This is a genomic window from Chelativorans composti, assembly GCF_039541695.1.
Lineage (GTDB): Bacteria > Pseudomonadota > Alphaproteobacteria > Rhizobiales > Rhizobiaceae > Chelativorans > Chelativorans composti.
The window spans coordinates 12258-24295 of record NZ_BAABGS010000019.1 but is presented as its reverse complement, the minus strand read 5'-3'; the positions used below and the strand labels follow the sequence as shown (position 1 = coordinate 24295).

Annotated in this window: 9 protein-coding genes; 3 read left to right on the top strand and 6 right to left on the bottom strand. The window is 63.8% G+C overall.

The annotated features are described in order from the left end of the window. Window positions 1–96: 96 nt before the first annotated feature. Window positions 97–1575, bottom strand: coding sequence for an outer membrane beta-barrel protein (locus tag ABD906_RS07025; protein ID WP_345098791.1), 1479 nt, complete (start codon window positions 1573–1575; stop codon window positions 97–99). 240 nt (window positions 1576–1815) lie between these two features. On the opposite strand from ABD906_RS07025, the gene ABD906_RS07020 reads away from it, so the two are divergent. Next, the gene (locus tag ABD906_RS07020; protein ID WP_345098863.1) at window positions 1816–2808 is read left to right on the top strand and encodes a KpsF/GutQ family sugar-phosphate isomerase; all 993 of its coding nucleotides are present in this window, start codon (window positions 1816–1818) and stop codon (window positions 2806–2808) included. 122 nt (window positions 2809–2930) lie between these two features. Here ABD906_RS07020 and ABD906_RS07015 read toward each other — a convergent pair whose 3' ends face one another. From ABD906_RS07015 to ABD906_RS06995, 5 genes are all read right to left on the bottom strand, one after another. After that, window positions 2931–3392 (bottom strand): NfeD family protein, encoded by a 462-nt coding sequence (locus tag ABD906_RS07015; RefSeq protein ID WP_345098790.1) that lies wholly within the window; start codon window positions 3390–3392, stop codon window positions 2931–2933. A gap of 9 nt (window positions 3393–3401) precedes the next feature. Next, window positions 3402–4361, bottom strand: a complete 960-nt coding sequence (locus ABD906_RS07010; RefSeq protein ID WP_345098789.1) for an SPFH domain-containing protein — start codon at window positions 4359–4361, stop codon at window positions 3402–3404. 133 nt (window positions 4362–4494) lie between these two features. After that, window positions 4495–5496, bottom strand: coding sequence for a ferrochelatase (gene hemH / locus ABD906_RS07005; RefSeq protein WP_378188008.1), 1002 nt, complete (start codon window positions 5494–5496; stop codon window positions 4495–4497). A 203-nt stretch (window positions 5497–5699) separates the two neighbouring features. Beyond that, entirely contained in the window at window positions 5700–6083 is a 384-nt protein-coding gene (gene omp10 / locus ABD906_RS07000; protein ID WP_345098788.1) for an outer membrane lipoprotein Omp10, read from the bottom strand. Window positions 6084–6458: 375 nt separating this feature from the next. Beyond that, complete coding sequence (locus ABD906_RS06995) at window positions 6459–8306, bottom strand: M3 family oligoendopeptidase (RefSeq protein ID WP_345098787.1); 1848 nt, start codon at window positions 8304–8306, stop codon at window positions 6459–6461. A gap of 133 nt (window positions 8307–8439) precedes the next feature. On the opposite strand from ABD906_RS06995, the gene ABD906_RS06990 reads away from it, so the two are divergent. Further along, window positions 8440–9900: a sigma-54-dependent transcriptional regulator gene (locus tag ABD906_RS06990; RefSeq protein ID WP_345098786.1), complete on the top strand. Its 1461-nt coding sequence runs from the start codon at window positions 8440–8442 to the stop codon at window positions 9898–9900. A 255-nt stretch (window positions 9901–10155) separates the two neighbouring features. Next, window positions 10156–11958: a peptidoglycan L,D-endopeptidase MepK gene (locus ABD906_RS06985; protein WP_345098785.1), complete on the top strand. Its 1803-nt coding sequence runs from the start codon at window positions 10156–10158 to the stop codon at window positions 11956–11958. Window positions 11959–12038 lie beyond the last annotated feature (80 nt).

Genomic DNA, 12038 nt, shown 5'->3' with positions numbered 1-12038 from the left:
TTCTCGCCTTCCTCATGCCAAGCTTGTCAAAGCATGACCTCGTAGCAGAGAAGCCGGTGTAGCGGCCCCTTGCTCCCGCCCGGGGTCGCGCAACCATTACCGTTGCAGCTTCATGCCGACATAGATGCTCGTCCCGTCGTATTCCCGTGACGGGTCGCTGCTTGTCTGCCGTTCGTAGCGCAGGCGAGTGACTAGCGCCGCGTACCGGTTCAGCCACCAGGCGAGGCTTGCCTCGCCATGCAGGGTCAGGTCGTGGCCTCCCGCCTCGTAGTCCCGCCATGCACCTCCGAATTCGAGGCTGCCGGTGAGGTTGGCCCGCATCTGCCGCTCGACCCGGAGACTAGCGAGATAGCGCAGCGATCCGCTGTCGCCGCCGCTGCCGTCCTCCAGGTTGGTGGACGCGTCGAAGAAGACGTTCGTGCCGCGAATGGGCGACCACTGGATCGAGGCGGCAAGCGCCAGGCCCGCGAGCCTGCGCAGCCGGTCGTCGTCAAAGTCCTCGGCGATCCAGCCGGCCGAGATTTCTCCCCTGAGCTTTTCACCCCGGTCGAACTGCACACCGGCCCGTGCGCCATAACGGCGGGAGGAGCGCTTGTAGCCGGCGCTGTCGGTTTTCTGATCATAGTTGCGCCGTCCGCCTTCGATTTCGACGAAGGGTACCAGCGTCGGCGACAGTTCGTAGCCTGCCCGCAGTGTCGCCAGCGCCAGCGTAGAATTGCGGTCGGACTGAGGGAACGTCGTGCCGTCGTCGAGCCGGGCCGGCCCGAAGGTCTCGCGGACGATTCGGCCGCCCGCGGTGAGCCGCAGCGGCCCGAGACTCTTCTCGATCGCCGCCGTGCCGGTGATTTCGTGCTGAAGTGGCTGCTTGTCCACGCCCGCCACGGCGTGGGGGGAGTTGAAAGACTCGCGCTCCGCCAAATAGGCGATGCTCGCGTGGCCGGTGACCGACCGGGAAATGTCGACTCTCAGGGCTACTTCTGCATTGCCCTTGAGTTCCGACTCCGCATCGCCGGAAAGTGCGCCTTCGTAAGTGAGGTTGCCGTTGAAGTCGAGCGCATGGCGCGACCAGTCGGAACTGGCGCTCAGGCGCAGTGTGGTTTCGGAGAAGGTCGCGCTCCGTCCGCCCGGGCTGCTGGTGCCGTTGGTCGAGGCCGTGACACCCTGTTCCAGTGAGGGAAAGAGATTGAATGTGCCCGCGCGCAAGCCGATCGGTGCATGGGGGTCGTCGTCCCGTCGCAACATTCCGCCCTGGAGCGCCGCCGCGCGGGGATTCTGCCGCCCCGTCACCGGCTCCGTGGGCTCCGCGCGCGTGTTCATGCGCGATCCGGCAGTTGCTGAATCACTGGAAAGGGAAGGGGTGACCTGCGTATCAGGCTCGTTGTTTCGCCGCGCCGGCCGGTCGCCCGACAGGTCGATGCTGTGATCGGCGGCGAGTTCCTCATCTGGCCACAGCGCGCCGGAACTGAAAGGTTCGTAGGGACCGCCGCCGATTGCGCCGGTCTCGATCGGGTCGGGCTCGGGCGGCACCAGGCCGGGCAGGACGGCGGATTCGTCGATTGTCCCGCGCAGTTCCAAAGTTTGGCCATAGGAAGATGGCGTAGATGGCAGAAGGCCAGCTACGGTCAGGAGACAGAAGACTGAAACGCCGCTCCAATAACCTCGAAACGCCATATACTGCGACCACCCTGTCAGCGCCGACTGCGCCTCGGTAACTGATCAGTAAATGGCTATGGTTAATACAAGATTGATGGATAACCCGGCCGGCCGCCTGTGAAGGGCGTGACAGGACGCCGCCAAAGCGTTAATCGCGTGAAGATGTTCAAGAAACCGATCAAAGCAGATCCCGCGGCCGCCATCGCGTCAGCCGCCCGAACCCTGGAAGCCGAGAAGGAAGCCCTGGCCGCGCTGGAACACGCGCTGAACAACGGCCTGGCGGAGCCCTTCTCTCGGGCCGTCGAACTGATTTCGGGAATTTCCGGCCGGGTGATCGTGACCGGCATCGGCAAGAGCGGCCACATCGGCTCCAAGATTGCGGCCTCGCTGTCGTCCACCGGCACGCCGTCCTTCTTCGTCCACCCGGTGGAAGCCAATCACGGCGACCTTGGCATGATCACTCCCGATGATGTCATCATCGCGTTGAGTTGGTCGGGCGAAAGCGTTGAGCTGAAGGGCATCGTTGCCTATGCGCGCCGTTTCTCGATTCCGCTGATTGCCATCACGGCGGGCGTAAACTCGGCGCTCGCGCGGGAGTCCGACATCGTGCTGGGGCTGCCGAGGGTTCGCGAGGCCTGCCCGCACAACCTGGCGCCCACGACCTCCACGCTGCTGCAGCTGGTGATTGGCGATGCGCTCGCGGTCGCCCTTCTGGAGGCACGCGGCTTCACGCCGGACAATTTCCGCGTCTTCCACCCTGGCGGACAGCTTGGTGCGAACCTGCGCCGCATCAGCGACGTGATGCACACGGGCGACGAGGTGCCGCTGGTCTCGGTGGGGACACCGATGGGCGACGCCATCCTTGAAATGTCGCGCAAGGGCTTCGGCTGCGTCGGCATAGTCGATGGCGACCGCAGGCTCGTCGGCATCATCACCGACGGCGACCTGCGGCGGCACATGAGCGAGAAGCTCCTGTCCCTGACGGTGGAAGAGGTCATGACGCCGAACCCGAAGACGGTTGCGCCGACGATCATGGCCGCCGCGGCCCTGCAGATCATCAATTCCTCGTCCATCACCACGCTGATGGTGGTGGATGATGGCAGGCCCGTCGGCATCGTGCACCTGCACGACCTGCTGCGAATCGGCGCGGCCTGACCGGCCGCTTTCCATCAGTCCGATACTCGCAACTTGCCTTACGGTCAGCTCGTGGAAGCAGAGGGGCGGCCACGACGTTTGCGGCTCGCCCCTCGTGGCTCAAGGGAGTGGGGAACGTCGGCCTAAGCCGCCTCCACGTGCAGCTCCGTGCCTTGAACCGATACGACCTTGACCCGTGATCCGGCGGGCAGGTCCGGCCCGCTCACCCGCCAGACCGTGTCGTCCAGCCGGATGCGGCCGCGGCCTTCACGGATCGGCTCGGCGAGAACGGCCGTCCGGCCGATGAGCTGCGCCGCGCGCATGTTTAGCAGCGGCTCGTCGGAATCCCGGGCCGCCGCGCGGTCGCTCCAGCGCTTGCCGGCGATCACCATGACCACCGAGAACACCAGGAACACCACCACCTGTACCTGCCATGTCCAGATGTCGAGCGACCAGAGCTGGAGCGACACAAGGCCGGTAACAAGTGCGGCCAGTCCGATCCATAGCAGGAAGACGCCGGGGACGAGGATTTCCAGCAGGAGCAGGATGGCGCCGAGCAGCAGCCAGCTCCATGCTCCCAGGTCAGCGATAAATCCGAGGATCATGCCGGCATCCTATTCCTGGGACGGGCGCGTTACCGGCGGACGTGCCGAAGTGTGGCGGCGCGGCTGCTGCGTTGCCTCGTCGCCTGAGCCGAACACTTCCTTGGCGATCGCGCCGATGCCGCCGAGCGAACCGATCAGTGAAGCCGCCTCGATCGGCATGAGCACGATCTTGTTGTTGCTGGACGAGCCGATGGTTGCCAGCGCCTCGGTGTACTTCTGCGCCACGAAATAGTTGATCGCCTGCACGTCGCCGGCGGCGATCGCCTCCGACACCATCTGTGTCGCCTTCGCTTCCGCCTCAGCCTGGCGTTCGCGGGCCTCCGCGTCGCGGAATGCTGCCTCGCGGCGGCCCTCGGCTTCGAGGATCTGCGCCTGCTTGCGTCCCTCGGCCTCCAGGATCTGCGCGCGCTTGTTGCGCTCAGCCATCATCTGGCGTGCCATGGATTCCACAAGGTTTTCCGGCGGGTTGATGTCCTTAATTTCGACGCGGGTAACCTTGATGCCCCACGGATGCGCGGCTTCATCGACGATCCTGAGCAGGCGCTCGTTGATGGCGTCGCGGTTGGACAGGAGCTCGTCCAGATCCATCGAGCCCATGACCGAGCGGATGTTTGTCATGGTGAGGTTGAGGATCGCGGTCTCGAGATCGGCGACCTGATAGGCTGCCTGTGCGGCATTCAGCACCTGGTAGAAGGCCACGCCGTCGACGGCGACAGTGGCGTTGTCGCGGGTGATGACCTCCTGCGTCGGCACGTCGAGCACCTGTTCCATCATGTTCATGCGCGCGCCAATGCGGTCGATGAACGGGATGATGATGTTGAGGCCAGGTGTCAGCGTGCGGGTGTACCGTCCGAACCGCTCCACCGTGTAGGCATATCCCTGCGGTACAGTCTTGGCGCCGGCGAACAGCGCCACGATGACCAGAACGACCAGCACAGGGATGAGAATGTCAAAACCGGAAAAGCCCATTTCAACTCCAGACCGTGTGTTGTGATGCAAGCGTTGAAGAGGCCTCCCTTTGACCTCCCCCTTATGCTCGTATCACAACTCTTGGGTGTTGCGTATGGGGCGTTACGGTGATGTGATCGAACGGAGCCGGCCGTCAGACCCAGCCCTGAAGTTCCCGCCGGACCATTGTCTCGATGACGGCCATGCCTTCGTCGGAAGCGTTGAGGCAGGGAATGTGGGTGAAATGCTCGCCGCCCGCCGACTTGAAGATGTGCGCGGCCTCGACGGCAATTTCCTCGAGCGTTTCCAGACAGTCGGCGACGAAGCCGGGGTTGAACACCGCGATGGATTTCACGCCTTCCTTCGCCAGCTTCTCCACGGTCTTGTCCGTGTAGGGCTGAAGCCATTCTTCCGGACCGAATCGCGACTGGAAGCAGGAAATGAGCTTTTTCTCATCCCAGCCAAGGCGCTCGCGCAGCAGCCGCGTCGTTTCCAGGCATTGCTTCTGGTACGGATCGCCCTTGCGGTCGTAGCTCTGAGGAATGCCGTGATAGGAGGCGATCACCACCTCCGGATCCATGCCCGTCTTGTCGAGGTGCCGCTTGATCGAAGTCGCCAGCGCGTCGATATAGACCGGCTCGTTGTGGTAATCCGGGACAATGCGGATGGCTGGCTGGTGGCGCAGCTTCATCAGCGCCTCGAAGAACTTGTCGTTCACCGTGGCGGTCGTGGTCGCCGAATACTGTGGATAGAGCGGGAACATGACGACCCGCTCGCAACCCTGCGCCAGCAGTTTCTTTGTCACCGCCTCGATGGAGGGGTTTCCATAGCGCATTGCCCAGTCGACCACGACATGGTCGTATTCGCCGAGCGACACCGCCAGTTTCTCAGCCTGCTCGCGCGTGAAGGTGCGCAGTGGCGATTCGTTGCGTTCCGTGTTCCAGATGGAGGCATAGGCGGCTCCGGACTTCTTCGGGCGCGTCGAAAGCACGATGCCCTGCAGGATGGGCTGCCAGATGGCGCGCGGCCACTCGATCACCCGCCGGTCGGACAGGAACTCGTTGAGATACCGGCGCATTGGCCAGTAGTCGGTCCCGTCCGGCGTTCCAAGGTTGACGAGCAGGACGCCTGTTTTCCGCTTGGGGGATGCCTTCATCGGAGCCTCAGCCTGTGAACCCTCTGCCGTAAGAACCGAAACCATACCCTGCATCATGACTGCTGCTCCTTGCTGGCTGCTACCTAGACAGTCTGGTGCGAATTTCAATGATGCCAGAGGCCGCAGGGTCCCGGAAAACGAGAATGCGCGCGACGCGCCGGTGCACGTCGCGCGGGAAACGCCATAACCGCGCGGAAGGTGTGTTATCCGCGGCGGATCAGGGAGAACTGCTGGCCGCTGTCATTGGTGCAGTTCAGCTGCGTCGGCGTCACGAGTGCGCAGTTGATGCGCGACTGGGTCTGCCGGATCAGCGAAGTCATCGAGATTTCGACCGTGCCGTTTCCGGTCACGCGGTAGGTGCCCTCGGACACCTTGTTGCCGGTGTCGGTGGCCACGGACTGGAATGCGCCGCCGGAGAAGGTCGAGATGGCGATACCCCCCTGGTCGGTCCATTGGCCGTCAACAAAGCTGGAAGCGGCTGGACCGCGGCCCGAGCCGTACGGTGCCTGCGGGGCGGAGACGCACCCGGCAATTGCCAGGGTGGAGGCCAATGCCAGGGCGGAGGCGTGCTTGAACGATAGCGTCATCGGGGTCTCCTGGGGTTGCTCATAGTCTCATACGCCCTTGTCTTTACTAAAAATCAAGCGTTTCGGACCGTTGGCAACATTTAGCGCTGTTGAATGTTGCGTAAATGCCATGATCCGGCGCGCTCTTGCTATGCCGGACCACCCCGTTTGCCTGCTGCAACGTTGCCCTTGCTTCCAACGGGGAGGCGTAATGTTTCCCGGCCCGTGTTCCGGTCGCAAGGGCTCGCCATTGGCCGGAAAAGCTCCGGTCGCTGGGCGGGGCCCCACCCGCTCGGGTGGCCTTCACCGCACCGGGAGCAACGGTGTCATCCTCGATGTTCCTGTGGTGCCGCCCCGGATGCTCTGCCAGCGGGTCGTGGCGCAACCGCGCTTCCGTCAGCCGGACTGGCCGTCAATCGCCGCCAGTTCATCGATGAGCGATTCGATCATCGCGAGGCCCTTCCGCCAGAACGCCGGATCGCTCGCATTCAGCCCGAACGGCGCCAGCAGTTCGGAATGATGCTTGGTGCCGCCGGCCCGGAGCAGATCGAGGTACTTGGCCTCGAAATCCGGATCGCCGGACTGGTAGACCGCATAGAGCGAGTTCACCAGGCAGTCGCCGAACGCATATGCGTAGACGTAGAACGGCGAGTGGATGAAGTGGGGGATGTAGGCCCAGAAGACCTCGTATCCGGGGTGGAGGGCCACTGCCGGGCCCAGGCTGTCCTGCTGCACCGACATCCAGAGCTCGCCGAGTTGCTCTGCGGTGAGCTCTCCCTTCCGGCGTTCGGTGTGGACCTTGCGCTCGAACTCGTAGAAGGCGATCTGGCGAACCACGGTGTTGATCATGTCCTCCACCTTCTGCGCCAGCATCGCCTTGCGCTCAGCCCGGCTTGCGGTCCTGTCCAGCATGGAGCGGAAGGTCAGCATTTCGCCGAACACGGATGCGGTTTCGGCAAGCGTGAGCGGCGTCTGGCTCATCAGCATGCCCTGCTCCCCGGCCAGCACCTGGTGGACGCCGTGACCCAGCTCATGGGCAAGAGTCATCACGTCGCGCGGTTTGCCGAGATAGTTGAGCAGGACGTATGGATGCACCGACGGCACCGTCGGGTGGGCGAAGGCTCCCGGCGACTTGCCGGGTCGCACCGGTGCGTCGATCCAGCGCCTGTCGAAGAATTGGCGGGCGATCTCCGCCATCTTCGGCGAAAAGGCATGATAGGCGGACAGCACCGTCTCCTTCGCCTCTTCCCAGGTGACGGTGGCCTGCGGCGTTTCGGGCAGCGGCGCGTTCCTGTCCCAGTGGTTGAGCTTGTCCATGCCCAGCCACTTTGCCTTCATCGCATAGTAACGGTGCGAGACGCGCGGAAACGCCTCGCGCACCGCTGCAACCAGCGCTTCGACCACTTCGCGTTCCACCCGGTTCGCGAGATGCCGGGAATCGGCGACATCCTTGAAGCCGCGCCAGCGGTCGGAAATTTCCTTGTCCTTGGCAAGCGTGTTCGTGATGAGCGTGAACAGGCGGACATTGGCCTGGAGCGTGGTGGAAAGGGCCTCTGCGCCCTTGCGCCGCACCTCGGGGTCCGGGCTCTGCATCAGGTTGAGCGTCGGCTCAAGCGGCAGCTCTTCTCCATCCACGTTGAACCGGAGCGTTGCCATGGTCTCGTCGAACAGGCGGTTCCAGGCCGCCGCTCCGGTCAGCGAGGTTTCCTGGAACAGCTGTTCCAGCCTGTCTTCCAGCTGGTAGGGCTTGTCCTTCCTGAGGTCGAGCACCCAGGGCCGATAGTGACCGAAGGCAGGATCTTCAGCCAGCGCCTTCTCGAGAAGGTCTTCTTCGATCAGGTTGAGTTCCAGGGGGAAGAAGATCGTGCGGGTACTGATCTCGGTGAGCGTCTGCTGAAGATCGCCGAAGAACTTCGCGATCGCGGGATCCGCGGTGTTGCCGCTGTAGAGCAGACCGCCGTAGGAGGCGAGCCTGCCGCACAGTTCCGACAGTGCCTCGTACTCCTGCACCGCCGCGCCGAGCCTGCCGTTCGCGCCTTTCGCAGCCTCTTCCGACAGGCGGCCTTTCCAGCGCTCCTCGAATGCAGCGGCATCGCGAACCGCGCGTTCCAGGTCTCCGCGCAGCTCCGGGCTGTCCATGCCCGGATAGAGATCGTCAAGGTTCCAGGTCGGCAGTTGGCCGAGATCCTGTCCGTTTGCCGCGCCGCCCGCGCTTGCCTGGCTTCTCGTATACCCTGGACCCATTGAAATCTCCCGTATCAGCCGAGTGTGCAAGGACTCATCCGTCCGTTTGTCGAAGTGGGTTTAAAGTCATGGCGATAATGTGCCAAGGTAGTGAGGCATTTTGGTGCCTGTAGAGTGAATGGCAATCGCCCCGATGTCTGACCAGGTTCTGATTGTAGATGACGATCCCACACAACGGCGCCTCCTTGAAGCCATGGTGGAGAAACTCGGTTTCGCCACCGTTCTCGCGGAAGATGGTGAGGCCGCCCTGAGGCTGACGGAAGGCGACCTGTCCGACCTGCGGGCAATTGTTCTCGATCTTGTCATGCCGGGGCTCGACGGCATGGAGGTCATGCGGCGCTGGCGTCGGCAGGGCATCCGCGTTCCGGTGATCGTGCAGACCGCCAGCAGCGCCGTCGAGACGGCCGTGGCAGCCATGCGCACGGGAGCCTTCGACTTCGTGGTCAAGCCGGTGTCGCCCGAGCGGCTGGCCGAAGCCCTGAACGGAGCGCTGAAGGTAGAGGCTCTCGAACGGAAACGCGTTCGGCGCGTCCGCAACATTTCGCTGGACAGTATCGAAACGAAAAGTCCGGTGATGCAGAAGACGCTGAACCTCGCGCGCAAGGCGGCCGCCTCTGACATTCCGGTTCTGATCGAAGGCGAGTCGGGTGTGGGCAAGGAACTGATCGCCCGCGCGATCCACCGCGCCGGGCGGCGCAGCCGCAAGCCTTTCGTCACCGTCAACTGCGGCGCCATTCCGGAAAACATGGTCGAAAGCATTTTGTTCGGCCATGAGAAGGGGGCGTTCCCCGGCGCCACGGAACGCCATGTCGGCAAGTTCGTGGAAGCCGACGGCGGCACCCTTTTCCTCGACGACATCGCCGATCTGCCCGCGAACGTTCAGGTGAAGCTGCTGCGTTCGGTGCAGGAGGGCGAGGTCGAGCCGATCGGTGCGAAATGCCCGGTGAAGGTCGACATCAGGCTGATTTCCGCGACGAACCAGGATCTGATGGAGGAGGTGCTGCGGGGCCGTTTCCGCGAGGATCTCTTCTATCGCCTGAACGTATTTCCGATCCGCGTGCCGCCGCTGAGGGAGCGCAAGGAGGACATTCCGATCATCGTGCGGAATCTCATCGAGCGCTTTGCCGAGACGCTTCCGAGCAGTGTCACTGGCATCACCCCGGCGGCCCTGCAGCTGCTGTCCGCCTATGACTGGCCGGGCAACGTGCGAGAGCTTGAGAATGCGATTTTCCGGGCCATCGTCCTGAGCGAGCGCAGCGTGCTGTCCGTTCACGAGTTTCCGCAGATCCAGGCCCAGGCGGAGGGGCCGATACCGACGGAGGAACCCGGCACTCCCGAGGTCGACCAGGCCGTCAATCCGCAGCCTCCGGCGTCTCCCCGGCCTCAGAACTTCATCGCCGTGTTGAACGAGGAAGGCCATGTCCGCACGCTCCAGGAGCTGGAGCATGAGCTCATCCGAATCGCCATCGACCATTACGGGGCGCAGATGAGCGAGGTGGCCCGCAGGCTTGGAATTGGCCGTTCCACCCTGTACCGCAAGCTGAAGGAATTGGGGATTAACGTGGCTGAGAGAGCGGTCGGAGAGGACGCTTGATGCGGTGTGCGGGCGGTCGATTCGGTGGGGATTTTCCAGCGTTTACAAACTGTTCACCATAAGACATTCTAAACTGGGTCCGTCACTTTCTTGCCACGGTCTAGATGCAATTTTGCTTCAATAAGTTTCAATTAACCATTATGGTTGAGACTTTGAAGTGCGACGCGAGGGTTTTCTCGTGGGGACAACTCCAGCCAATAAGGCCGCATTTTGACAAACGATGATGTGGGATTTCGCCAGTCGGAGAGGGGATTCATGGGCTTTCGCCATGTGGCAGCCGGCCTTGTTCTTGGGTTGGCGGTAGTTTTTGCGACTTTGTCCGGTGCCAGGGCGGAGACCCGCACCCTGAAGCTCTATTTCGTGCATACGAAGGAGCGGGCAGAGATCACCTTCAAGAAGGATGGGCGCTACATCAAGAGCGGGCTTGACCAGCTGAACCGCTTCCTGCGTGACTGGCGCCGCGGCGAGTCCACGAATATGGACCCGCGCCTGATGGACCTGCTCTGGGAGGTTTATCGCGCCTCCGGTTCCCGCGAGTACATCCACGTCCTTTCCGCCTATCGCGCTCCCGCGACGAACAAGATGCTCCGTTCCCGCTCCAAGAGTGTGGCAGAGAACAGCCTGCACATGCGCGGCAAGGCGATCGACTTTTATCTGCCGGATGTGAAGCTCGTTACCCTGCGGAATCTTGGCCTGAAGATGCAGGTTGGCGGCGTGGGCTATTATCCGCGCTCCGGTTCTCCCTTCGTGCACCTGGACGTCGGCAGCGTGCGCCATTGGCCGCGCTTGAGCCGCCAGGAGCTCGCCCAGGTTTTCCCGGACGGCAAGACCGTTCACATCCCGGCTGACGGCAAGCCGATGCCCGGCTACCAGCAGGCGCTCGCCGAACTGAAGCGCCGCGGTAGCGACGTTCCGATCATGGTTGCCGACGACACGACCCAGAACAAGCGCCGTCGCGGCGGCCTGCTCGCGTTCCTGTTTGGCGGCGGCCAGGAGGAGGCTGATGATCTCGCCGATGCGGCAAGCGTTCAGGTCGCGACCGCGGCGCCTGCGCGCCGGCAGGCTCCGGCGGCTGCAGCCGCGCCTGCTGCGGCTCCGGCTGTTGCGGCTGCGCCTGTGCCGCCTGTGACCCAGGACGTGGCGGCCCTGCCGTCGACTGCGCCGCTTCCGGCTCCTTCGCCGCTGGCGCGCCAGATGGCTGCTGTCCAGTCGCAGGAACCCGCCCAGGCCGCGCCGCAAGTCATCCAGCCTCCGGCTCCGGGCGCGCAGGCCGCGGTTCTGGCTGCCTTGCCTGCCACGATTCCGTTGCCGCAGGCGGCTCCGCGCCGTTCCGCTCAGCCTGAGGCTGCCGCGGTGGCCGCTGCCCCGGCTGCTCCGGATACGGATGAAGTTGCGGCCCTGCTCGCGGCTGCCAATGTGCCGCTGCCGATGCCGCGTCCGGCCAGCGCCCCCGTGGCTGCGCCTGCGGATGAGGTTCTTGTGGCATCTGTGGACACCGGCGACATCGGTCTGCCCACCGTTGCTTACGCGATGCCGTCGCGCCGTCCGGACGCGCCCTCGACGGTTGATGCCATTGCCAACCTTTTGGCTGGCCAGCAGGGTGCCGCACCGGCCTTGGCCGAGGCCAAGCAGGCTGAGTCGGTCGAGGATGTTGTCCTGGCTGCCTATGCGAGCGAAGCTCCCGTTCAGCTGGCCGCCAGCAGCGCGCCCGTTGCCGCTTCTGCCGCGCAGGCTCTGACGGAAGCCAAGCAGCTGGCCCGTCCGCTTGCCACTTCGCCGAAGGTTGCGCCGAAGGGCGGCCGTCCGAGCGCTCAGGATCTTCCCAAGGCGCCCAAGCCGCACGTCAAGCCGGTGACGGCCAAGATTCCCGAGGTTCTGCTGGAGCAGGTCTCCGTGGCCCGTGCCAAGCGCCAGATCGAGCAGCCGGCCTACTCGCCGCGTCTGGCCGAGGCTCCGACCGCCGTCTACACCATGGGTTTCACGCACGGGAACAATGCGGATCCGCGCCGCTTCTCCGGCAAGGCCGTGGAGTTCATGGCGATCGCCAAGTTCCAGTAAGCCGACCGTTATCCGGTTATCAAAACAGAGGCGGCGCCTCCGGGGCGCCGCTTCTGTCTTAGGTATCTGCCTTTGACTGA

Excerpts from the sequence above, each read along its gene's own strand:
- ABD906_RS07020 (WP_345098863.1), top strand. The coding sequence starts at position 1,816 with ATGTTCAAGAAACCGATCAAAGCAGATCCCGCGGCCGCCATCGCGTCA.
- ABD906_RS07015 (WP_345098790.1), bottom strand. The coding sequence starts at position 3,392 with ATGATCCTCGGATTTATCGCTGACCTGGGAGCATGGAGCTGGCTGCTG.
- ABD906_RS07010 (WP_345098789.1), bottom strand. The coding sequence starts at position 4,361 with ATGGGCTTTTCCGGTTTTGACATTCTCATCCCTGTGCTGGTCGTTCTG.
- hemH (WP_378188008.1), bottom strand. The coding sequence starts at position 5,496 with ATGAAGGCATCCCCCAAGCGGAAAACAGGCGTCCTGCTCGTCAACCTT.
- omp10 (WP_345098788.1), bottom strand. The coding sequence starts at position 6,083 with ATGACGCTATCGTTCAAGCACGCCTCCGCCCTGGCATTGGCCTCCACC.
- ABD906_RS06995 (WP_345098787.1), bottom strand. The coding sequence starts at position 8,306 with ATGGGTCCAGGGTATACGAGAAGCCAGGCAAGCGCGGGCGGCGCGGCA.
- ABD906_RS06990 (WP_345098786.1), top strand. The coding sequence starts at position 8,440 with ATGTCTGACCAGGTTCTGATTGTAGATGACGATCCCACACAACGGCGC.
- ABD906_RS06985 (WP_345098785.1), top strand. The coding sequence starts at position 10,156 with ATGGGCTTTCGCCATGTGGCAGCCGGCCTTGTTCTTGGGTTGGCGGTA.